Here is a 23,084-nt window from a genome sequence, read left to right as displayed (position 1 = left end):
ATTCACCCCTTCCGTGTATATTCAAAGAATCCCCTACCCGACTTGCGACCCAACAAACCTGCGTCAACCATCTTGACCAGTAGTGGAGCCGGGCGAAATTTCGGATCGTTGAACTGTTCATACAGGGTGTACAGAGAATTCAGAATCGTATCCAGACCAATCAGATCACCCGTTGCTAATGGCCCCATTTTATGCCCAAAGCCCATACGAAATATCCTATCAACATCTTGTGGGTTAGCTACTCCGTCTTGAACCGTCCAGATGCACTCATTGATCGTCAACATTAGAACACGGTTAGTAACAAAGCCTGGGAAATCATTTACAACGACAGGTGTTTTTCTGCAAGATTGCAGAAATTCCTCAGCCACCGCCACCGTTTCATCGGATGTATGCATCCCGCGGATGACTTCAACCATCTCTTTCAATGGTACCGGATTCATAAAATGCATCCCTATGACAAGTTCTGGATGTGGTAACAGTGCTGCCACCTTCGTAATTGAAATGCAGGACGTATTGACCGCATAATAGACATTCTTACGACATACATCACGTAATTCGGAATATACATGCTTCTTCGTATCCCAATGTTCCGTCACATTTTCGATGATATAATCAACCTCTTCAAATCCTTCATAAGTGGTTGTGAAGACAATGCGAGATAACAGATCATCTACGGTCAAAGCCTTCAAGTGCTTCTGCGTCATCTGATACACCCGAAATTCTTTACGGATCTTTTCCTTCGCTCGAAGAATTATATCTTCATGAAGATCCTTCAAGAGCACTTTATATCCATAACCTGCTAGATCAAGTGCAATGTCTGTACCCATAACTCCTGCTCCGATAACTCCGAATGTTCGTAGCATACCGTTAACCCTCCAACAATCATTTCATATAGATTTCTCCAGTATTACATTGGATAACGATTCTCATCTCCACAGTTATCTGCCTCTAATACCGAGTCAGCAGTGCAATGCGATCTTATTTTGGGCTTTCCATGTTTCATAAGAACGATGTTTTTCATTTTTAGCAAACAAGATTATCAGGTTATCACGTTCATACCATTACCATTCGAACTGGTACTCAAACTGAGAGGGTTTGCTCTTCAAGAACTAAAATAAAATCCCGGATTATTCTCTTTTCCTTTTCCATAATTTCTTGAAGTCCACTAATAAGGGTCTGAATGATACTTTTATTTTTCATAATGTTGTATTTTATTGCCACATTTCTCAATACAAATGTTCTTTCTTGGAGTTCTATATATTGCTTCAATAAACTTCTTAGTAGCACCTTTCCATGCTCCTCGAGCATATATTGAATGCGTAACACCATACACTTCTTATGTTCCCAAAAAAGATGGAATGCCCTTATATCGATATCAAATGATTCCTGTTCAATCCCTGCTATTATCTGACTAGCTAATTTATTGTAGACTTCTATTCCATATGTGCAATCATACGTCCACCATGATGGCGGGGATGGTTGCATCAGGCTAGGTGTACCGTCAAGATATGCCTTTAAGGACCGTAAGACGTATTCTTCATTAAATTTCACTTTCATTTCTGGATCATTTTTTCTATATAGACGAATTCCCACCCAATCGAAGGCTACATGGTGAAAAGAGTTTTCTAACTCTTGAAAGGTGCACTTACTTTTAATATATTTTCCGTTCTCAAAGTTGTTTGCTATGTAAACCCATTCATTTTCCAAGTCATAACCGAAGATAAGTATTTCATGAATACCCTGTTCGTCGGAATTAAATGCAGATATACAATATGGATTGACCAAAAAGTAAGCATAAAAATCGGAATCGATAGATTCGATAACAAACTCAGTTACATTACTATATCTTCGTTGGATAGTATCACGAGTTAACTTGCAATTTTCTAACCATAAGCAAGTATCTAGCACATTATGGTTTTCAAAAAAAAACCAATTACTTTTAGAGTCGTAACATATTTGAATAAAGTTGCTATGAAACCAAGGCAAAGTCACTTTATTTAATTCAACTATTGAAAATGTGCTTGCATAGCAGTTGTATGTATTTATTATAGGATTTTCATTTACTCTCAGAATTTTCTTCTTCTGCTGTTTCTTTTGCTCAATCATCTGCCTTGTGATTGCTTTGAATTTTTGATGCTCTTTTGATGATCTTATACTAAAAGTATTAAACCTGACTTTCATGTCTAACACTGACATTGGTTGTACTGGATACTCTATACCGGATTCTATCATAAAAAAAACGGTTTCGTTCCCCATATTCTCTATCGCAATGTAATGCTGTTTTTGATTATACTTATAACTTGTTAGCTCCATCCTTGCCGCATCAGTGAACAGTATTTCCTGCTCTTTATCATTAATTGATCGAGCCGGTTCAAGTACTCTTGGCACTCTCTGACCCTCCTCGACTAACAGTATCGTTCTATATTCAATTTCCACGTTACAACGTTACATGTACCGCTACCTAGGATAAAGAATTGGATTGATTACTTAATACTTCACTGCAATTAGCAAGTGTACCTTTCCAAATATACAGCCCAATTTATCCACTTGTGTCAATCCTTTGTGACTCAATACTGACACTACTATCAAAGCCTTCTTCATTAGATCAGTATCAAAAGCATTATCGATGTCAACTATTTCCTAATTTAACTCATGCACATTTTGAAATTATCGCTAATATGGCTTTCAACTGTTATATCGTGATTCTTCATCATCTCACATGTGTTAACAGACTTCCACCAGGACCTTGTTAATATAACCTACTACATCTTGAATCATATCCTTCAAATAAAAATGACCACCTTTAAACGTAACCAAATGACATGAATGAGATGTGTAGCATTTCCATGATTCTATATCCTCTTGTGTAACATCAGGATCTTCTTGGCCAGCTAAGATTGAAATATCAAAATCATATTTTGAATGATCGTTATGAATATAGGTATCTATAAGATGAAAATCAGCTTTGAAAATTTCCAAGTACATTTCTGCCAACTCTGGTACTTCAAATATTTCCTTTGGCGTCCCACCAAACCTTAAAATTCTTTGGATAAGTTCGTCATTCGACTGGCATGCTTTTAGGCCCTCCTTATGAATGTGAGGCGGCCATCTTCCAGAAAAAAACAGATGTTCAGGAGGAGGCCCTCCTTTATTTCGTATCCGCTCGATCAAAGCATAGACGAGTAACGCTCCCATACTGTGGCCAAACATCACATATTGCCCTTCATTTAAACAGGGGTAAACCTGCTCATATGTATCGTCAATTGCCTCTTTAAAATCAGTATAAAATGGCAATTTACATCGTGTTCCGCGACCAGCCAATTCGATAGGCTGAAGCTTAATAGTCGGATGCAAAAAGCGTTTCCAAGGAAGATATGCGAATGAAGACCCTCCCGCAAATGGAAAGCAAAATAAATTAATAGATTTCATAATGTGCTCCTCAAACGAAAATTCTAACCAAAAACGCTATCAATTCACTATTAGAGAAAGACTATTTTAAAATTTAATCGAACAAGATTTGGATAACGTTTTCAATTTTATTAAATATTATATTTTTCATACAAGTATTAATTTCCATTATTTACATACTTATAAAAATTGGTATTCACAGTCTCCCTTGGTACAATCGTTATTAATTATAACGCTTACATTCCATATTTTTCATATACCTAATATTACCATAATAAACTGTTTATAAATCATATAAAAATTAGTTCTATTTTCATGTCCATATTAGATATCATTCAGGATAGTTCTTTTTTTCTTAGGTGGTTGCCTCAAATTTCGAAGGTCTGTTGCAGCTTCGAGCATTCATTAAGGAAATAACCCGGTCACCGCTTAGGATATGCAGAATACTTTGAAAACCTGTTCGCTAAATCGTTGCAGAAATGCCCAGGGCAAAGCTGGACATGCATCTGAACTACGAAAAACATGACATAATACAAAACAAGCGAACAAACAACAGCCATAGCGGGAAGAGAATGCAGACGATTACCAGCGAGAACGGCGAACAGAAGAGTGCCGTACAGAGGGACGGTGAAGGCGAGTTTGTACCGCTCGTCATCTTGAAGCATCAATCGAACGTGACCGACATCGACTGCGAATCAACTCGTTTGCGCACCTTTTTTGGCCGTCGCGTTGGTTGTGGCGGGTGCTCTGCAAAGAGCTTGCGATACGAAAAGCCCGATTATAGTACGGCCATCGGCATATGGCTGGTACTGGGGCGTTGGTGTCTATACGCTTTATATATACAGGGGTTGGGAGTCGCTGGTGTCTGGCTGTCCATCGCCTCGGATCTTCTGATTCGAGCCGTATTCTTGCTCTATCGCTTTGTCCGGATGTTCCGGGATAAGCCTACGGGTCAAGCGGTTAGTCATGCGGAGCAAAATGCCGCAAACCATAAACAACCCTTGCCTCATTAAATAAGACAAGGGTTACTGCTAGGTTCCCAGCAATAAATTCGATTCTATGATGCCAAACAAAAAGAATAGCACCTCCCTTGGGTTTTAAGGCGCTGTTCGCATCTTTCAATATTAAAATGAGCATTTTGCATTAACCTAAGCCCTTGATACGTAAGGAATTCCGGACATAAAAAAGGGACTTCACCCCAACTTGGAGAAGTTTTTCGTTGACCAAACCAAAAATCTCAAGAATGGAGGAAGTCACCTTGTATATTCTCCAAGAAAGTCTATTTTCCTTTGAAGATCTGCTAAAAATGCAATCAAAAGATCGATTGCCTATCTTTTTTAGTGCTTTGGATCTTCGGCCTTATGCCAAAGAACTGCGAAGTCGTTCGCCCCGAGTGGCTTACGGCCACTGTAGAGAAGGCACTTTACGTGCACTTTTAGCTGCTCATCTTGAGCACATTCAAACATTTACCGGCCTACATCATCGCTTGGACACCGATCTTCGATTTCGCTATTAATGTGGACTTCCCCTCGGTCGCGAAGCTCCGTCCAGCGCTACATTAAGCCGAGTCTTGCTGAGCTGACGAAGAAAGACTTAGCTAAGCAGTTTCGATGATTTGGTAAAACGCTGTAGGCAAAGACGGCATCATCGACGGCAGCCACGTTGCGATCGATAGCGCCGCTATTCATGCTTACGAAATGAAGCAGCCCAAGAAGAAGAGCAAACAAACTGACAATGGCAATTGGGAACCAAATTCGACTCCTTTGGCAACAAGATCACTTGGTTCGGTTACAAACTTCGCCTCGCCGTGGATACGAAAAGTGAACTTCCATTGGTACTGGAAGTCACGCCAGCGCATGTCAACGACGGGGAGATGGCTCCAAGCCTGATGAAGGAGGTCGCTACCGAAACCAGCGTTAAATTCTTTATACTTAATGCAGGCTACGACCAAATAAAGGTTTATGAAACCGCCCGAAACGTAAAGGTACAAGCTATTGTTCCTCTCAATCCTCGAGGAGCAAAAGAGCCACCTGCCGGGATGACAACAAACGGAACACCATGTTGCTCAATGGGATTTGCGATGACCTATTGGGGCGCTGACGGCGATTTTTTGAAATTTCGCTGCCCTTACGTCACCGATAAAGTCGATTGTCCGTTAGGTACGGCGGCTTGTTCATCCTCTACTACGGCATGGTAATTAAAGTAGATACAAAGGACGACCTGCGGCGATTCAGCAGCCCACACCGGATACGAAGCGCTGGAAGGAACTTTACAACGAACGTACCAGCGTGGAAAGGTGCAACTCCAGAATGAAAACTTATCTAACCGCAGACAGCCTACATGTCTGGGGGATTTAGAAAGTGAACTCAGCAGTATCTTAATGCCATTGTATTGCTCGTCTCCGCACTTTCTGCAACTTTTATGAAGAACGAAATAGCCATTTAAAAACAAGAAAAGGCAAAAAATTTTGCAGGTCTGCCCATATTTAGGCTTAAGGCACAATTAAGCATTGATCCCGATGGATTCTTGTTGTCTTTACGTCCAAATTGGATTATGCAAAATGCTCAATATACATGGACCTTATAATATTCCTTTCAATTTTGCTTTTTTGGCAGCTTCTCTGCCGGTATGGACCATTAATTTTCGAATCACTCGGTTTACATGCTTTTTGACCGTACTTTCCGTTATATGCAAATGTTCCCCAATTGCGGAACGGGTATGACCATTGTGAATAAAACGGAGGATTTCAACTTCGGTTCGCGTTAATTTTTGGCGCATTTTTTGTTGCTTCATTCGTATAAACTCGGATCGAAGCACGCCTGCGGCAGAAGCATGAATGGAGGATAGGCCCGCATATGCGGCTCGAATAGCCTCCGGAATATCTTCAAGCGCCGTCTTGAGAATATAATTGAAAGCACCGTTGCCGAACGCCTCAGAAACGATCTCTGCCTGATCTAATACTGTAAGCATGATGACTTTCGCATTACTCATGCTGACAATCTCGAGCGCCGCGTCAAGCCCGTCTGCCTTTTTCCCATCCAGCACCACATCAATGTCTAACATACTGACAATGCGAATTGCATTGACTTTCGTCTGAGCCGTTCCGACCAAAAACAAATCCGGTTCCCGATTCACCGTTTCGGATATATATTCGTTCCACACCGGATCGTCTTCCACCAATAGTACTTTGATCTTGCTCATGATCTCCCTCCCATCGGTTCAATGGCGGTGAATGACGAATGACTCTTTGGATGGGAAAATGAAGCGTAAATGACGTACCGATTCCGATTAGACTTTGTACCTCGATGGATCCTTGATGGTGACGCATGACTTCATGACTGTAGAATAACCCAAATCCATCATTCCCTTCGTTTGATTTGGTTGTAAAGTGAGGTTCAAAAATATATGGCATGGCTTCCGGTGCGATGCCGCAACCGGAATCACGAACGGTAATATCCATCGTTTCTTGCGAGAGATTCGACGTTATTGTCAGACACCCTCCTTCGGACATCGCTTCAATCGCGTTATAGAAGAGGTTCTTCATGACTTGTTGCACGTGAACGGAATCACAATACAAAACAAGCGATTCATCCAATTTTTTTCGGACTTTAAGATTCTTGCTGCAAAATTCTCCCGCCAAGCTATTCAATAGTTGATCAACGAGTTCATTTATAATACATGACTGCTCGTATAATACCAACTGTTGTGATGAATGACGAAAACGGAAAGCTATTGCTATTATCCGCTCGGTAGCATCGATCAAATGAGATGTATCCCGAAACAACTCCTGTTGCTTGTTTCGTTGGGCAAGATAAAATATAAGTTTGGCCGTGACTCTTTTACCCACTCCAGTCCGGCTATAATTGGATCGTTAGCCAAAGGGACAATTCCGGGAATTAAATTCACATCTATGGCGATGGTCAACTCTCCGAGTACAGAGAAAAAAGCGACTGAACTGGCCAACGATTTGGCTCGCTTCTCGGATGGGCGAATAGCAGAATGGCAGTCATCAACAATAATGACAATACAAGCACCACTTTCGGTTCCCTCCCTCGATGAGGTTCCTCGGCTTATTCGGAATCGGACATAGACGACAAAAAAGACACGTACCCTAACGTGCCTTTTCTCTGGAAGCCTGCCTTTTAGGGTAACCCGGCGATCATAGCCTTACGGCCGCAGACCCGTGGCTTTGCGTCCCCGTCTTTCGAGCGGGTTTGCCATTTTTCCTTCAGCTCATATTTATTTGGACAACCAATCGGAGATTACTTCATAACCCATTCGTCCATGGCGATGATCGAATCCCTCACCTGACCTCATAATGTCATTTAACAGCCTTCAGGTGCTACTACCTACATAGGTTCGACATCAAATCCCTCCCTCTTTTCCAATCTTTCTTTAGGAAAAGCACAAGAAGCACAGTTTCGACCAAAAAATGGACCTTTGTCCTAATAACCAACCCAGAAAATATAGTCCAAATCCCTGTCTAATCCTCGCTTTATAGATATATTATACTAGAAGATTCCAACTTTTGCGAGATTAGAGTTACAAAACTTCCCTTATTTATTTTCATCTCAAAATCTTAATATCCGAATTGGAAATAAAGATTTCGAACTACGGCGTCTTTTTGTTTTTCGTAACATGTGCAAGCGTGCGTTAATAAATTAGAATCTCCTGCATTCCACCCCCTTGCCCTTTCCGCTTGGGGTTCTTCATTGTTTTTCTGTAACAGGCTATCCGTACGCAATTTTCGAAGAATTCCATTATCTAGGTTGATTCGCCGAACCTGCAGGTGTCAGTCAATCTGGGGTAAAAAGGGGCGCTTAACTATAGGCATTCGCCGGATACGGACTAGGTATCTAACCATAGAATGATGTTGTAAGTCAATTCGAAATGAGAGTGATCAACCGAAACCAAGTTCTAAGTTGGCCAATAATTTGTTACGAGTATCGGAATATTACAGAAATGATCAAAGTAAGCATTAACTCCCCCAACTCTCTCGAAGTTGGAGGTACTTTTTAGATCTAAAATAAACTATAAAAAGTAATTATGATCTTACTAGCAGTAAATGATAATCAGGCGACGCTTCTATTTTGAGAACCTCTTGAATAATTGGACTACTAGGGACATTAATGAAACCCATTTTCCTTGCCAATCCAATACTCGCCTCCGTGTTGGCATTTTCGATACAAATTCGTTCAAAACCTTTGCTTCTGGCATAATTTTTTAACCATTCGATCACTATTGTCCCAATCCCCATCCGCTCAGGGACCAATGCAATAACACCAATAATCAGGCTTTGATAATAGACACCTTCATGGAAATAAAGCTCTGAACGTAAGTCTAGTCTAACTTTTCCTTCGGCAGAATTGATTTCAACTTTTCTTAGCGACCTTCCACCTAAATAATTTTGTACTTCGACCTTATCAGAGGTCAACTGTTCTAACAAAAAACGTAAACCATCAAAATCAGTATCTGGTATATCAAATGATTTTAGCATTGTATCATCCTCTTTCTTAATATTTTTCTAAAACTTCAATAGGTATATTTCTATGCATAACAAACAAACCTTTCTCTCTTTCAGTTACTACACCAGAAAGGATTTTTACTAACCATGTCGAAATTGGTAATTTAATCATAAGGCAAGGATGATGGACATGGGAGAGCGTATCTTACATTGTGGAACTTCTTTGGAAAATTATTATACATGCATCAATCAACAAGTAGCCGGCTTTACGAAAAGAGTCGCTAACGTGAATGACCGGGTCTATATTGTAGTGAAAGTAGGAAATAAATCACTATGCGGAGCTCGCGGTAAATTAAAAGAACCTACCGATTTTCGGCCTTGGAAAGACAGCGATCAATATCCGCAATGTTTTTCACTTTGCGAAATCGAATACTGCCAACCGTTTGACATCAGCATTCTGGAGCAAGCTGGTGGAAAGTATTGGAGCCTAAAATATGTGCAATCCGCAAAAACCATAACCGATGAGACGGCTCTGCTGTTGCTTCAAACTGGTTTCGAGCAGAATCGAACCAATGAGCTGCTTCAATTCGAACATCCTTTTACGATTAACGGCAACGGTAACCCTTCTGACGCTGAAGAGTGGTCTACGGATGCGGTGACCGAAGAAAATTACCAAGAAGTCTTGAATACTGTTCCCGATGTTAAAATCAACATCACGAGCACTTATGTCACCGTCAAATTCGAGAATGAAACAGACAAGCTCAAAGGATTGGAGCCGCTGGTCAATGCAAACTTTTATCATTTATTCGATGATTTTTCCGAGTATCGATCCGTGCTAATTCCACAAAACAGGATGTTCATGACTGCCCCTAAAAAAGATACTAATAACAAAATGATCGCTGGGATCAGCGGATATCCTGATGCACTGCTCGTCCGCTTCTTTCCCGACGATAAAACGATGCCCATCCAAATTAACTTAATTGAATACGAATGTTATGGACGATACAAAAAAACACGTTTGGAAAAATTCGAGCATCTAAATGGGCACATTATCCCTCAGTTGATGCGGTTTGCATCTACCTTTAGCATTGCTACAGACACGAAAATCAGAGAAGATACGATCCATAAATGGTCCGAGAAAATCATTAAGTACATCAACGAGGATGATTCAATCATGTCCAAAGCAGCCACGTGGATGCATGAACTGGATCCTGAAATCAAAGAACAGACCATTTCATATAAGCTTCACGGCTTGCTGGACAGGGCTTTCCGCTCCAATTTGAGAATCATTCTGATTATAGATGAATTAACCTCCGAACAAAACGAAACCATCAAAAATATCATCAACTCATTCAAATTGGAAAATAAAAAAAACACCGACTTCTTGAGCTTCGTAGTCAAACTGCAGCAAAAAATCGATTTGCTCAACAATACGGAAGAATACACTCTTTCGCTGCAAAAGTGACTGGAAGTAGCTGAGATCGTTTTTTATACCGAAGAACAATATCTTTAGCCTGATTGTGACGTCGGAACCGGATCAAGGAGGTGAAACGTATGGCGAAGTATTCGGATGAAGAGATCAGAAATATCCCCAAAATCACAATAAAAATCGCTGCAGATTATTTGGGTATATCCCCGAGCATGCTGACACTCGGCATGCGCAACGACTTGTTGCCCATCGGTTTTGCGGTCCGTAACGAAGACCGCTACAGAGAAAGTTGGTCCTATACCATCATACCGGAACGTCTCATTGCTTATAACCACGGAAAAATCAATGCTGTCCAGGTCGAGAATATCGAGAAAAATTTGAATACGATTATTAATCAATTCGAGGAAATGAAACGGGACCTGGTTTTTCTATTAAGCGAAAACGAGGGATAGGGGGAATCAGACAATTTGACGCTATTCTCGCACCACAGACAGTGAATAAACCGCTAAAAGAAAGTGCTGCAGCGGGTACTGCTGATGCGGAAGAAGAAAATCAACAAGCCATGCAAATAGAACAGGAGGTCACGTCTGAGCCAAAGGCTCGCATTTCTACTGTTGTAAAGAGCTTATCCGAGGAAGGGAAGGAGGTGAAAGCTGTGCCAGAGCATTCGGAGATCGTAATGACACGTAAGCAATTATACGATGAAATCTGGGAAATGTCTGTCACCGGTGTAGCCAAAAAATATAATCTTCCCTATGCTCATCTAATGAAACAGATTAAGGAAGCTGGCATTCCGATTCCTCCGTCCGGATACTGGACCAAGCTCAATTTCAACAAGCCTGTAACCAAACTGGAACTACCGGAACCGGCGGATGAGAGGATTTTCATTTACAGAACCGTACCGGCCGCCCGTAAAAAGAAACATCGAGCGATTTCTGAAAAGGATTCCGGTAGATCGGAGATGGAAACAGCTGTCGGCGAATCTACACCAACGCTTGAATCTTCTGTGTTACTGGTCGAGGAACAGACGCCGTCCGTTTCAGTACCTAAGAAAGACGATGCCAGCGAAGCTGCTCAAACGGTCGGACAACCTGAAACGTACGAGCAATATGGACAACCCTACAATATTTATGACAGAGAAACCTTGTACAAAGAAGTATGGATGGTGCCGGTAACCGAAGTAGCGAAAAGATATGGTGTCTCGGATGTTGCGATCCGTAAAGTCTGCCAGTCCCTTGATATTCCCACGCCTCCGGTCGGATACTGGGCCAAGCTTCGTGCGGGTAAACCGGTTAACCCAATACCGCTCCCGATAAGTAGCAAGCCCGCTAAGAAATCAGGCGTAAGAACCGGAACTGAGTATGCACCTCAGATTGAAAAAGAGACGCTCGCATTTCTGAATGAGGAAGAGAGAACAGTCGTGCTTTCCATTGCAACACAAATCAGGATACCTAACGAAAACGCGAAGATGCACCCAACAATTGTTACTCATCGCAAAGCAGTCATGGAATGGAAGAAAAAACGCAAACAACAAGAAGCAATAGGCTTCAATCGGCGTGCCATGGATTCTCCTCTCTTTCTTGCCGACACGGTGTCCGAAGAAACATTACCTCGGGTATTACATATCATTGATGCGCTTATCAAAGCCATGGAGCCGTTAGGATGTTCGCTTACCAGCGATCTTAAATTTATAGTCAATGGGGAAACTGTCTCTATATCGGTTTCAGAAGCGCAAGACGAGATCAAGCATATTCCCACGAAAGAAGAAAATATGCTGCTTCTGAAATATGAGGAAGACAAGCGCCGCAGTTCATGGGCGTCAAAGCCAAAAATCAGAAAGTATGACTATGTTTACAATGGTCGAATCAGCTTTTCGGTGTATGCCGCAAGAAACTTTCGCGATTGCAAATCATACGTCATCGAAGATCGCCTTGGCGATATCATGATCGCGTTTTACGAAGCTTCTGATATTCGCCATCAAGAGCGCGAGGCCCGCGAGGAAGCTGAACGTAAACGCCAGGAAGAAGAGCGGCAAAAAGAGGAGCGCAGACAACGCTTTAATGCGGAAGTGGAGCAAACGCTCGCTTTGGAAAATCTTTCGGAGGACTACGATACCGCCTGCAAAATAAGGCGTTATATTGCCGCAGTGGAGGCATCCGGAAACCTCGATCCCAAGTCGATGAAGTGGGTGGAATGGGCGAAAGACAAAGCGGACTGGTATGACCCAACGATCGCGAGAGAAGACGAATTTTTCGGAAAACGCGATCATGAAAAGAACTCGGATCAGAAGAAGCTGGAGCGTAACGGCTACAAATGGTGGTGAAGGGCAGGAAGAGCAAAGCAAGCGGACTATCTCTAGGTTCGCTTGCTTTGTTTTTGACCATAATACTCGGCTTCAACATTAACTTATTATGAACATTAAAAGCAGCTGTATTGTTTCCCACCGGGCTGCTCAAGTCGATTTTTCCGATCATTCATCCAAGTTCCGATCTCGCTTGTTCAACTGCGCTATGATCTCCTTACAGGGGCACCTGCTAATCTCATCTCAATCGCCTTCATCTTTACTTTGACGGGATAACTTATACTCTAGTTTCCGACGCAAAAACATCTCCAAATCGTCATCTATAACTTACGACATAGAGGCATTTTCTTGAAGACGTTTTGATTTATTTCACGGTTATGCGGCTGATTCCCTAGAGTCTTATTATTCTTCCACTTTGCACTTTTATTGAAGATATGGAGATGACCAAGCACATTATCTATTAATAGTTCTCCGACCAATAGCTCGGTAATAGTTCGGATCATTCTTGTCAACATCAAAACCTGATATCCACTTTTTATTTTGGAATATCGTTAGTATCTTATTGTTCTCCTTAGTTTGTTCTAGTTTAGGTCTCTTACCAAAAAACAACCCAAGAAAGTCTTCTCTTTCCAAAATTTCTAAACAGACATGAACTTGTCTCTCATTGAGCTTACTAAGAAGGGAAATAAATAATTCGGATTTGTCCTCTCGAGATATCTCGTCCATTCGAAGAAGCTCTTTCAAAAGATTAAATGAAACCTCTAATCCGTTTGATATGGTGTAACCAATATGATCTTTGCAAATAGAAATTACTAATCTTTTTAAGTTAGAATTGCTTAAATCGTAATTCACTATCAAGTCACTAAGATCATTGATATCAAAATTATGTTTTAAAATATGTGACTTAACTACTTCTGAATACCGTTTCCCTCTTACTGAGATCGGATCAGATATTAATTCAAGTAATTTAATCTTATATGAATCAGCAAGTTCTCTGTCTATCAGACTAATTATTTCAGTTGTTATAAAATTATCTCGATTGATTACTTCATTTGTATACGTTTCAATATTGGTAAGTATAAAGTATTCAACCTGTGAACCAGTATAGTTCTCTCTGAAAAATTGTAAATTTATTTCATTCATCATGATTACTCCATGCTTTATTAAAAGCCTGATCATGTTATCAGGAATACTTGTAAATGTGAATGATTTATAATATGTGCCAAATTCTTTGACCAACGACTCATACTTCTCATTTGTTAAGTTGTCACATTGTATAATATCATCCATAAAAGCATAGGCCTTATCTTCTCCAAAGTTCTCACACAAGATCTCATAATTAATGCGCAAATCAGATGGATTAGAATTGATGAAATCGATTAAGATATCATCTAACCCATTACCTGATTGAAAATAGTATTGAAGAACATTGAACTCCGAGTATTTAAGGTGTCCAAATTGCAATAGCGTTTGCCATAAGTCCTCATCATTTATACTATCAAGCTTTTCTATTTCTGTTTGGAGATACTTAATGTACATGATGCGATGGTCTATATTAATCTCTGAGTGATTAATAATTTCAAGTGCTGCAAAAAGTTCATCTGTCATTTTTGAATTACAGTTTTCTAGAATCAACTCCAAATAAGAATTAATATTGGATTGCACGTATTTCACAATGCTTTCCTGTGGTTTTGATACCAAGAGAGTATAATTTTTGTATATGTAGTCATCATTTTCCTGAAGCATATACACTTTATTTAGAATTAGCGAGATCATAAAGATGTTTAATTCATATAGATCCGCTTTATACACCGCCATAAATAATGATGGATTTGCTTTTGAAAAATCAATCTGCTTAAATTTAACATTAAGAAGCTGTAGACTTAAAATTAATTTATCTATTTCAGGTACCGGAACATTAAGAAACTCTTTATTATTCGATATATACTCCGTCATACACTCCTCAATATTCAATTTCTCTATAATTTCCATTGAGGAAAAATGTAAGGTGTCTAGTGTGTACTGTTGTTTCTGATATTCAGAGAAGTAATCACTATTTAAAACTTCCTTGAAAACACTTGGCCAAGTTTTATTCAACACAGCTACAAATGAGCGTTTCTCTTCACCTTCAATCCAAAATTGGGAGATAAAATCTAGTCGTTTTTTCTTTTTAAGTTGAGTTAGTATTCTAGTTAGATGAGGGTCTTGAGTTTTTAACAAATAGCTCAATAAGTCAAAATTCAGTACTTCCTCGTGATCATAGTCAACTTCCCTTAATCGTGAAACGACTAGAGCATGATCCTTTAATTTATATGAAAATTCTTTGGCGACCTCATCAGTTACACTGCGAAGAAATATCTTATCCACTCTACTCAGACTATGTTCATAGAAATAGGTCATATAATCCGAATAGGTTTCGTCAATATACCCATTTCTAATTAAGAACTTAATTAATGGGAAATAAGGACTTGATTTCACATCTTTAAACAAGAATTTTTCTCCAACTTCATTTGTGAAAGACACACTGAAAATTTCATTAATGTTTTCTTTGTTGATTATTTCTTGTAACTTGCAACTTTCCAGTTTGTACTTTCTATCTATTAATTGGCTAATCTCGTTTTTTAATTCTTCAATTACGGTTGGATTTTTATTTTCAATATATGATTTTCTATGAAGGTATTCAGGATTTTGTGATAACCTTCCGTACCCTTCTTCAAAATTGAATTGATAACGGTAACTACTTTCTATATAGTATATATCTCCCGAATTATTCTTCATTGCTCTAATAAAAGCTGCTTTAGACTTGAATTGGTTTTCTCTTTTACTATCTACTATTAAAGGGTTTGGATATGTAAAATAAATCGCATCCAATTCATCAATATCATTACACAGTTCATTTTCTGCATTAATTACACTAGTCTTTTTCTCTAGTATTTCCAGCTCAAGTTTTTGTACTTCAGAACTTATAAAAGTTGATTTGTTAGAAAAAAGATTGTGAACAAATCCTGCACCAAGCTGTAATTCACTAAAGTCTCTTGGGAAAATATTCTTATATGCAACAATGGCAAGTAGCCTATCGTTGTTTAAATCTGTAGTCTGGATGCGGTCGTGATATATAAGATACTCATTGTAAATATTTTTTAGAATGCGCATATCATCAATATACAACGACAGTCCTTGCAAAAACTGGCGATCAAATTTTTCCAATATTCCGCCTACCTTGAAATGATCGATAAATTGATCATACGAGTTTGAACCGTCAACAACTGGTACAATGGGAATAATAAAATCGAAAAACTTGGTTCGATCTTTAGAAGAAAATGTATCATCACGAAGCAGGTAAAAGAAACGTATAACTTGGTTCGACTTCTTATTTATTAGCCAGTTTATCTCTCGTAACTTCTGAAAGATTTGATTATTTTCAAATCGGTCCATATCTTCGAATACGATAACTTCCGCATTAGCATTTTCAAAAAGATATAATACCTCATTAAGATATTTATCAAAGTAAGATTCATTCGCTTCTTCAAATATTTCAATCTCATTTCCCTGTATCTTCAGCTTTTTGAACAAAAATTTGTTATATCGAATCATCTGAATTGTCACGAATATAAGATACATAGAGATAAAACCGAAAATACTCCCCCCGATAACAGTTGTGGTATCTTGCGTCGTAAATGTCAAAAGATCTTTCAACCACGTATCAGATGAATTCAATACAAAATGACGCCAGTCAGTAAATCTAATCATGTACAGTAATAGAATAATAGCAAAAGTTAATAAAAGCGTAGCTAAGAACATTTTGAACTTAGACAATTTCTTTTTCACTTTAAAATGAGTCTGGGGAATATCATCAGGATTTATTTGATGAATTAGTTGATTTAGTATTTTCCCTTCCAATACTGCATCATTATTTTGTGTCCCTTTAACAGTCTTATGATTACCTCTATCCTCTTGACTATCTAAATCATGACTGTCTGAATCAAAATGAGCGAGAGAAATATTTAAAAACCTTTTATCTGGTTGCTTGGCTTTATATGTCTCCAAAACACTACTCTTCCCAGCACTATATGGACCGGTTATTGCTACATTCTTCAAGTCTTCTTCTTGAAAAACAAAATTAAGGGCATCTTCGTATATTTTCAAATCGGCATCTTTAATAGGCGTGAGCTTTCTAAAAATATATTTGCTTGATTCCATAGTTATATCCTCACTTATTTAGAGATCAAAAGATAGTAATATTATACCATATTATACGAACGTGTGATCTCTTTTGAGGTTGCCAATACAAACTTGACTATATTGTCAGCCTCGTATATCACGTAAAAATTAGGTGCGAATATCATTTTCTGCGTATAACCCACTGGGGCCTGGTTCGTATATCTTGGCTGAGAAGATTAAAGTTATGCGAAGACAAAGAAATGAAAGCGAAGTAGTGGAACGGGAAAAATCCTTACGGGACAAGGGGTTAGAACTCTTTTTGTGTTAAACTAGCTTTTTGTACTTCTTCTCAACTTTTTGTTAGGTTTCTGTTTCTTCTGGAAATAAGCGTAAGCGTCTGTTCATCTCCAATAAGCTTTGACTCACAATATTGGATTGCAAAGTCGTTATTTCATCACCAGCGATATAATGATCTAGATCCTCATTTGAGATTCCGTAATAACCGCTAATATATCCGGTTTGTCTACTTGATTCCAATAATCCTAACAATGGAAAGTGAACACACACTTGCGTAATCAGTTCGATTTTCAACTCTTGATCTTCACTTTTGATTTCTATAGTCCTACACAAATATGGAATTTTTTTCGATAATTCACTTCTGATATGTACAACCATTTTTTTAATATGATGCGCCTCTATCTTTCTTCTTTCCAGGACAGTACACCCCATACCAAAAATCACGTTAAAAAGAATATCCATTGAACTAATTACCGATGGTTGCTGAAATATTATGTTTGAGCCGAATTCCCTGTCGTATTGATCGATAGGCTTCATTCTCCGAAATGACCGGTATATATAATAGTACTTTACTGCATTCTTTGCAGTAGAAAGTGAATAGCCGTATCCTTTCAATATGTCAGATACTTTATGATCATGATAAAATTGTTCGATGTACTTCCAACCCTGTTCTTCTTTGTTCATAACCAGACTTAATTCGATTAGTTCATGAACAATTTGAGAAGCACCGGAGGTGTATTCAAGCAGAATTGAAAATACCTATAAGCAAGAGAAACATACTTTTTATCCTTTCTCCATAACTCGGACAGAATCGAGGCTTTTAATTCTAGTAGACCCTGATGGACGAAGCATAAGTAAGGCCTGTCTCTACTTTATTTAGTGCTTCGACTTTTTTATTTCGGCGCAGATATCCCAAAGTAAGCCAATACCAAACATGTGGCCAACGCATACCTATCTGCGGATTCGAATTCAAACCCTGTTCAATGAATTGTATGCCGAGAATTGCTTTGTTGAAAATCTGCAAAAAAGTTACCCCTTTACTGATGTAAGCTTCTGCGAGATTTTCATCTAGCTCCAACACCTTGTCCAAGCATCTAAGTTCCTCATCGTGTTGACCAAGCGTATTGTATACACTCCCCATGTTTTTCCACAATTCAGGTTGATGACTATCCAACTTATTGCCTTCAGATATTGGGTTAAAGCCTCTTCTGGCTCATCTAATGCGCTCAGCACATTTCCATAATTATAGTAGTCAAACCAATGATCACTTTCCATCGAAATATCCTTAAATAACTCTTTAGCAGTAAGTAGATTCGCGCGGTTTGAACATGCAATCCCATCTTCAGTCAAAATTGAGGCTTTTATTGACTTGCTTACTCGATTAGAATGATCGATTCTTAGCGCTTCGTTAATGCTGAACAACGCTTCTTTGTATTGGTACACGTGATACTGGCATGAAGCCAACCCTTGCCAAGCCAAAATATCCTTGGGGTATTGGATCAGCCATTTTTTAAACCCGAGGGCCGCTTCTTCATAGTTTTTGTTTTTATAAAGATGCCAACTAGCTGTATCAGAATTTTCACACGAAGAAAAGGGGAAAATCGTGTCCTGCTGCCGATAGCTTAACAATATATCAGGAATAGCCAAATATTTTTTCGCCATATCAGGATGACGTTCTTCGAGCTGTAGTCTTAACCATGTACGGTCATAAATTTGAAGGTTCCAACCGTATTCATTCGCCAGAAGTTCAAATTTGTCTCGCGCTGCTCCAGTTACAGTTTGGCTTGTCACAAACACGAAAGTCGTAACTTGCCGATTGTAATCTCGAATTTTTTTTATTTCATCCGATAGCTTTTTGTTCCAAGATTTGTTCAAACTAAATTGAAATAAAAATGACTTGCTTTTCCCCACCACTCGTGTAGCGAATGACCTCTGCATCACGTCCCCGATCATGCATACCTCCAACAGGAATAATATCGGGATATCCCGACCGACTCATCAGATCTGTACATAACTTTTCAAAATTGCTTCCATCCATATGGTCCAAAGACCAGAGCACAGCATTAAACATGCAACTCATCCCTTACATTTACAGATTTATGGATCGACGCTGTTCTAGCTATTTTTTCGCACTATTCAATAACTTCAACTTCGCCTATTCAACACCACTGCAGCGGTTTCCCAGTTCAAGGTCAAACTCTCTTTACATTTCAAATCCCAGCATTCAAGAATGTGTTTGTGATTTCGATATTGTAGCCTCATGGAACCATCGCACTTCGGACATTTACTTTTTGAAGCAGGCCACCCCATAAGTCGAAGGAATTCGAAAATGGACCTTCCTAACTTGGAATACAACCCTTTCAATGCCTCTCGAGACGACTCATTCAGTTGATCTACTGTAAAGCGATGCTCCATAACTTGCTCTTGAAGGGAGTGATCAGCCGGAAGCCATGCTTGTCCATAGGCCGTATAAAGCTGCATAATGGCTCTAATGACTACACTGGATTCATCCTCTGCGTTGCATTGAAATCGAAGGAACAGTTCCCACTTCGGGTGGCCAAACGGGATACGGAAAAGATGCGAATCAAATGAAGCCAATATCCCCTTCAGCCTTGTCTCTAAAACTGTCCAGCGTTCCATTTTCTCAATTTCTTGATTCTGCTTATCCAAAGACTGCTTCCATTTATCCCAATCACGCTTTTTCTCATGATATCGGTAAAGTTTTCTTTCATTCTCATTAAGGTTTCCTTGGATTCCTTGAGCATGCTGTTGAAGTTGATTTTGTTGCTCCTCTAGCGTACTTAATGTTCTCCGGTTAAAGCCAAACTTTGAAGAAAACTTCGCCGCTTTAACCTCGTAAGCAGAGATGAGCTTTCTCAAATTCATCTGTAATTGTTCGAGCTGTTGTTTGTCATTTGCGACTTGTGACCGAAGATCGTTCCAGCTTACTATGAATGCGTCGTAGCTATTTTGTTTCCCTGCTTCTATTGCTAAATCCACTTTCCTCTGTTCCAACATTGTTTGCCCATGAACGGTTAATACATTAATGATTTCTTGATCGGAAAGCCTTTCTGTTCCCCAGAATCGCTTTGTAAAACTCATGCACTCTTCAAGGGCATACGCTACAGAATCGTCAGGATCATGAATCGAACCTATTTGTTTTCGATTTGTAGGATAATCGAAGAAATAAATTTGATGCTCTATAGAGTACAATTCCATTTGGTAAACTGCGCCATGAGTCCATATCTTCTTCTCTACAAATCCGTAGCAGGCAATCTTCTGATTTTCCAATAGTGTGATATCTCCAACTTTGCTGGCATATTCGTGATGTACAAAAAGTCGAAATGGTTTCGAATTTCGTCGCTTCTCTACTCTGCTTGTGGTGAAATCGATGAGAATATAACCTTTATGTATCACTTTTCTTACCGTACCCACGACTACTGCCAAACAACTGGATCCTTCTTTTTCAACTCGATGAATGATATCGTCCTGCAATCCAAATATATCAGCAAACTTGACGGGTTTGCCGGACTCGGTTGTCACATAAAATGCAGAGACTCTACTTTGAAATGTGGTAACCTCATATTCCTCCAGCAAGCTGGTTAAGAAAAAATAAAACCTTTGGTGGGCCTGATGGGTAAAGAACTTTGTATATGCTGTTCTGGAATACCCCGGCGAATCGCCGCTTTCCCTGACCAGTTTAGCACTCGTTAAAATTTTAAGCACTTTAGTCCGATTATCAATAGATATTCCATTACTTTCCGCCAGCGAAATGACTTTGGATTCCGGGCTGCGAAAGCGACAACGTTCATAATGCTGCTGCCCCTTACCTCTCCGAAAATAAGGGTGTTCGTCATCACTAACATGCTCAAGAATCGTTGGTTCTTTCTTCTTTTCGTATGCCTGTATTAAATGTTCGGGAGTCTCTTTGCATCCAAGACAAAGATAACGATTGGGCTCTTTTAAATGGGGATGATTGTGGACTTCCCTGGCTGATCTTATCTTTCCCGTTATCATGTCAATCGCCTGATTCATACTTAAATCGGAAGTTTTTTCTTTTGACACTGTTCATCATTCCTTATTCTGATACTTCATACTCCGAAGGATATCCCTGAAATCAAATAAAAGCCCTTAGGATCTTCATCCCAAGAGCTTGATTTCATTGTTGGTACCGGCGAGAGGACTCGAACCTCCACGGTTTCCCACTCGATTTTGAGTCGAGCGCGTCTGCCATTCCGCCACGCCGGCGTATTATAAGGTTGTTCAAAGTGCGGAAGACCAGACTTGAACTGGTACGGTAGTCACCTACCGCAGGATTTTAAGTCCTGTGCGTCTGCCGATTCCGCCACTCCCGCATAGTTAAGATGGAGGCGCCACCCAGACTCGAACTGGGGATAAAGCTTTTGCAGAGCTGTGCCTTACCACTTGGCTATGGCGCCATATATAAAAAATGGAGCGGACGACGGGAATCGAACCCGCGACCCTCGCCTTGGCAAGGCGATGCTCTACCGCTGAGCCACGTCCGCATATAAAAGACTGGGGATATAGGATTCGAACCTATGAGTGACGGAGTCAAAGTCCGTTGCCTTACCGCTTGGCTAATCCCCAATATTCAATTATTTAGATAAAAATGGGGCGATCGATGGGACTTGAACCCACGAATGCCGGAGCCACAATCCGGTGCGTTAACCCCTTCGCCACGACCGCCATAAATAAAATATTAAGTTGTTGAAAAAAAGTGGCAGGGGCAGCAGGAATTGAACCCACACCAAAGGTTTTGGAGACCTTTGTTCTACCTTTAAACTATGCCCCTAAATAGGTAAAACTGGTGGAGGCTGATGGATTCGAACCACCGAACTCGTCAGAGAACAGATTTACAGTCTGCTGCGTTTGGCCACTTCGCTAAGCCTCCATGTGGTGCCGGCGAGAGGACTTGAACCCCCAACCTACTGATTACAAGTCAGTTGCTCTACCAGTTGAGCTACACCGGCTCTTCAATTGTCAATATTACAATGGTGGCTCGGGACGGAATCGAACCGCCGACACGAGGATTTTCAGTCCTCTGCTCTACCGACTGAGCTACCGAGCCTTACACAAAATAAGTTAAATGGCGGAGCCGACGGGATTCGAACCCGCGGTCTCCTGCGTGACAGGCAGGCATGTTAGGCCTCTACACCACGGCTCCACACTAGGTTATTTCTGGGGTCCCCGAAAAGTAATCGGAATATGCTACAAAGCCATTCTTCACTTTTAGAGGATAAGTTGCGGGGGCAGGATTTGAACCTGCGGCCTTCGGGTTATGAGCCCGACGAGCTACCGGGCTGCTCCACCCCGCGTCAGTAAATATCTATGGTGGAGGCTGAGGGGCTCGAACCCCCGACCCTCTGCTTGTAAGGCAGATGCTCTCCCAGCTGAGCTAAGCCTCCAATGGGAAAAGACAAGTTCTATTGTACCAGATCATAACAGAGTAAATCAAGTCATGATTTTAAAGAAATGGTGACCCGTAGGGGATTCGAACCCCTGTTACCTCCGTGAAAGGGAGGTGTCTTAACCCCTTGACCAACGGGCCTAAATATTATGGCGGAGAGAGAGGGATTCGAACCCTCGAGACGCTTGTGACGCCTACACGATTTCCAATCGTGCTCCTTCGGCCAACTCGGACACCTCTCCAGATATAAGATCCCAGGAAGTAATGAAGTATATCTCGGAAGTATAACCTACTTCCTGGGAACTTGACTCCCCGAACAGGACTCGAACCTGTGACAACTCGATTAACAGTCGAGTGCTCTACCAACTGAGCTATCAGGGACCATTATGAAGTTTTCAAGCGTTTAATCGCTTGAAAACTGGATACGAAACGAAATTTGCGTGTTAGTTCTCTTGGAGTGCTCTTCACGGCTTGCTCAGCCTGACGCCACTCTTCCGAGTGATTTTTTGGATAAGCCCTCGACCGATTAGTACCTGTCAGCTCCATACATTGCTGTACTTCCACCTCAGGCCTATCAACCTCGTCGTCTTCAAGG

General features: G+C 40.3%; 15 protein-coding genes, 16 tRNA genes, 1 rRNA gene, 3 pseudogenes and 1 riboswitch. Of the genes and pseudogenes, 5 read left to right on the top strand and 30 right to left on the bottom strand.

From position 1 onward, the window contains the following. Positions 1 to 2: 2 nt before the first annotated feature. From C557_RS0118770 to C557_RS0118760, 3 genes are all read right to left on the bottom strand, one after another. Complete coding sequence (locus C557_RS0118770; RefSeq protein ID WP_018753412.1) at positions 3 to 863, bottom strand: 3-hydroxyacyl-CoA dehydrogenase family protein; 861 nt, start codon at positions 861 to 863, stop codon at positions 3 to 5. A 217-nt stretch (positions 864 to 1,080) separates the two neighbouring features. Then, positions 1,081 to 2,388, bottom strand: coding sequence for a hypothetical protein (locus C557_RS24255; RefSeq protein WP_018753411.1), 1,308 nt, complete (start codon positions 2,386 to 2,388; stop codon positions 1,081 to 1,083). A gap of 336 nt (positions 2,389 to 2,724) precedes the next feature. Continuing rightward, a complete protein-coding gene (locus C557_RS0118760) occupies positions 2,725 to 3,429 on the bottom strand; it encodes a thioesterase II family protein (protein WP_018753410.1) in 705 nt (234 codons plus the stop codon). Between the two features lie 551 nt (positions 3,430 to 3,980). Between C557_RS0118760 and C557_RS0118755 the strand changes: the two genes are divergently transcribed. Further along, positions 3,981 to 4,421, top strand: coding sequence for a hypothetical protein (locus C557_RS0118755; RefSeq protein ID WP_154656279.1), 441 nt, complete (start codon positions 3,981 to 3,983; stop codon positions 4,419 to 4,421). 245 nt (positions 4,422 to 4,666) lie between these two features. Next, a pseudogene (locus tag C557_RS23775) lies at positions 4,667 to 5,853 on the top strand (transposase). A gap of 135 nt (positions 5,854 to 5,988) precedes the next feature. Here the strand turns inward: C557_RS23775 and C557_RS0118745 are convergent. The 3 genes and pseudogenes from C557_RS0118745 to C557_RS0118740 all read right to left on the bottom strand — a co-directional run bounded on the left by C557_RS0118745 (position 5,989) and on the right by C557_RS0118740 (position 8,905). Further along, positions 5,989 to 6,609: a LuxR C-terminal-related transcriptional regulator gene (locus tag C557_RS0118745; protein ID WP_018753407.1), complete on the bottom strand. Its 621-nt coding sequence runs from the start codon at positions 6,607 to 6,609 to the stop codon at positions 5,989 to 5,991. Between the two features lie 58 nt (positions 6,610 to 6,667). Next, positions 6,668 to 6,964, bottom strand: a pseudogene (locus tag C557_RS25735) (ATP-binding protein); the annotation flags it as partial. A 587-nt stretch (positions 6,965 to 7,551) separates the two neighbouring features. Further along, positions 7,552 to 7,637: riboswitch (cyclic di-GMP riboswitch) on the bottom strand. An 815-nt stretch (positions 7,638 to 8,452) separates the two neighbouring features. Continuing rightward, on the bottom strand, positions 8,453 to 8,905 hold the full coding sequence (locus C557_RS0118740) for a GNAT family N-acetyltransferase (protein WP_018753406.1): 453 nt from the start codon (positions 8,903 to 8,905) through the stop codon (positions 8,453 to 8,455). A 157-nt stretch (positions 8,906 to 9,062) separates the two neighbouring features. Between C557_RS0118740 and C557_RS0118735 the strand changes: the two genes are divergently transcribed. The 3 genes from C557_RS0118735 (at position 9,063) to C557_RS0118725 (ending at position 12,624) form a co-directional block, all read left to right on the top strand. Continuing rightward, complete coding sequence (locus C557_RS0118735; protein WP_018753405.1) at positions 9,063 to 10,337, top strand: hypothetical protein; 1,275 nt, start codon at positions 9,063 to 9,065, stop codon at positions 10,335 to 10,337. Positions 10,338 to 10,426: 89 nt separating this feature from the next. Further along, a complete protein-coding gene (locus C557_RS0118730; RefSeq protein WP_018753404.1) occupies positions 10,427 to 10,753 on the top strand; it encodes a hypothetical protein in 327 nt (108 codons plus the stop codon). Between the two features lie 41 nt (positions 10,754 to 10,794). After that, positions 10,795 to 12,624 carry a hypothetical protein gene (locus tag C557_RS0118725; protein WP_018753403.1) on the top strand — a complete coding sequence of 610 codons (1,830 nt, stop codon included), beginning with the start codon at positions 10,795 to 10,797 and terminating at the stop codon, positions 12,622 to 12,624. Between the two features lie 104 nt (positions 12,625 to 12,728). Here the strand turns inward: C557_RS0118725 and C557_RS25730 are convergent. The 24 genes and pseudogenes from C557_RS25730 to C557_RS0118615 all read right to left on the bottom strand — a co-directional run. After that, a pseudogene (locus C557_RS25730) lies at positions 12,729 to 12,860 on the bottom strand (IS3 family transposase); the annotation flags it as partial. A gap of 196 nt (positions 12,861 to 13,056) precedes the next feature. Further along, entirely contained in the window at positions 13,057 to 16,803 is a 3,747-nt protein-coding gene (locus C557_RS0118720; protein ID WP_018753402.1) for a YobI family P-loop NTPase, read from the bottom strand. A 321-nt stretch (positions 16,804 to 17,124) separates the two neighbouring features. Then, positions 17,125 to 17,598 carry a hypothetical protein gene (locus C557_RS0118715; RefSeq protein ID WP_154656277.1) on the bottom strand — a complete coding sequence of 158 codons (474 nt, stop codon included), beginning with the start codon at positions 17,596 to 17,598 and terminating at the stop codon, positions 17,125 to 17,127. Between the two features lie 289 nt (positions 17,599 to 17,887). Further along, a complete protein-coding gene (locus tag C557_RS0118710) occupies positions 17,888 to 18,151 on the bottom strand; it encodes a hypothetical protein (RefSeq protein WP_018753400.1) in 264 nt (87 codons plus the stop codon). After that, a complete protein-coding gene (locus tag C557_RS0118705; protein WP_018753399.1) occupies positions 18,130 to 19,014 on the bottom strand; it encodes a tetratricopeptide repeat protein in 885 nt (294 codons plus the stop codon). Before C557_RS0118705 ends, C557_RS0118710 begins: the two co-directional genes overlap by 22 nt. Beyond that, positions 18,938 to 19,099, bottom strand: coding sequence for a restriction endonuclease (locus C557_RS25725; RefSeq protein WP_420805404.1), 162 nt, complete (start codon positions 19,097 to 19,099; stop codon positions 18,938 to 18,940). The genes C557_RS0118705 and C557_RS25725 overlap by 77 nt, the downstream gene beginning before the upstream one ends. A gap of 107 nt (positions 19,100 to 19,206) precedes the next feature. After that, the gene (locus C557_RS0118700; RefSeq protein ID WP_018753398.1) at positions 19,207 to 21,126 is read right to left on the bottom strand and encodes a hypothetical protein; all 1,920 of its coding nucleotides are present in this window, start codon (positions 21,124 to 21,126) and stop codon (positions 19,207 to 19,209) included. 101 nt (positions 21,127 to 21,227) lie between these two features. Next, a tRNA-Leu gene (locus C557_RS0118695) sits at positions 21,228 to 21,309 on the bottom strand. 21 nt (positions 21,310 to 21,330) lie between these two features. Next, a tRNA-Leu gene (locus C557_RS0118690) sits at positions 21,331 to 21,416 on the bottom strand. Positions 21,417 to 21,426: 10 nt separating this feature from the next. After that, positions 21,427 to 21,500, bottom strand: a tRNA-Cys gene (locus C557_RS0118685). Positions 21,501 to 21,512: 12 nt separating this feature from the next. Further along, positions 21,513 to 21,587: transfer RNA gene (locus C557_RS0118680), tRNA-Gly, on the bottom strand. 10 nt (positions 21,588 to 21,597) lie between these two features. Further along, a tRNA-Gln gene (locus tag C557_RS0118675) sits at positions 21,598 to 21,669 on the bottom strand. A gap of 23 nt (positions 21,670 to 21,692) precedes the next feature. Next, a tRNA-His gene (locus C557_RS0118670) sits at positions 21,693 to 21,768 on the bottom strand. A 32-nt stretch (positions 21,769 to 21,800) separates the two neighbouring features. Continuing rightward, positions 21,801 to 21,874 (bottom strand) — tRNA-Trp (locus C557_RS0118665). Between the two features lie 13 nt (positions 21,875 to 21,887). Further along, a tRNA-Tyr gene (locus C557_RS0118660) sits at positions 21,888 to 21,973 on the bottom strand. A 3-nt stretch (positions 21,974 to 21,976) separates the two neighbouring features. Then, positions 21,977 to 22,052, bottom strand: a tRNA-Thr gene (locus tag C557_RS0118655). 22 nt (positions 22,053 to 22,074) lie between these two features. Beyond that, a tRNA-Phe gene (locus tag C557_RS0118650) sits at positions 22,075 to 22,150 on the bottom strand. A gap of 19 nt (positions 22,151 to 22,169) precedes the next feature. Then, positions 22,170 to 22,246 (bottom strand) — tRNA-Asp (locus C557_RS0118645). Between the two features lie 77 nt (positions 22,247 to 22,323). Further along, positions 22,324 to 22,397 (bottom strand) — tRNA-Met (locus tag C557_RS0118640). Between the two features lie 14 nt (positions 22,398 to 22,411). Then, positions 22,412 to 22,487: transfer RNA gene (locus C557_RS0118635), tRNA-Val, on the bottom strand. A gap of 68 nt (positions 22,488 to 22,555) precedes the next feature. Beyond that, positions 22,556 to 22,630, bottom strand: a tRNA-Glu gene (locus C557_RS0118630). 9 nt (positions 22,631 to 22,639) lie between these two features. Then, positions 22,640 to 22,731: transfer RNA gene (locus C557_RS0118625), tRNA-Ser, on the bottom strand. A 66-nt stretch (positions 22,732 to 22,797) separates the two neighbouring features. Further along, a tRNA-Asn gene (locus tag C557_RS0118620) sits at positions 22,798 to 22,870 on the bottom strand. Between the two features lie 125 nt (positions 22,871 to 22,995). Further along, a 23S ribosomal RNA gene (locus C557_RS0118615) occupies positions 22,996 to 23,084 on the bottom strand; the annotation flags it as partial.

It is taken from the genome of Paenibacillus sanguinis 2301083 = DSM 16941 (assembly GCF_000374825.1).
Classification (GTDB): Bacteria; Bacillota; Bacilli; order Paenibacillales; family Paenibacillaceae; genus Fontibacillus; species Fontibacillus sanguinis.
The sequence above is the reverse complement of the archived record's forward strand: the minus strand, read 5'-3'. Positions and strand labels throughout refer to the sequence as shown.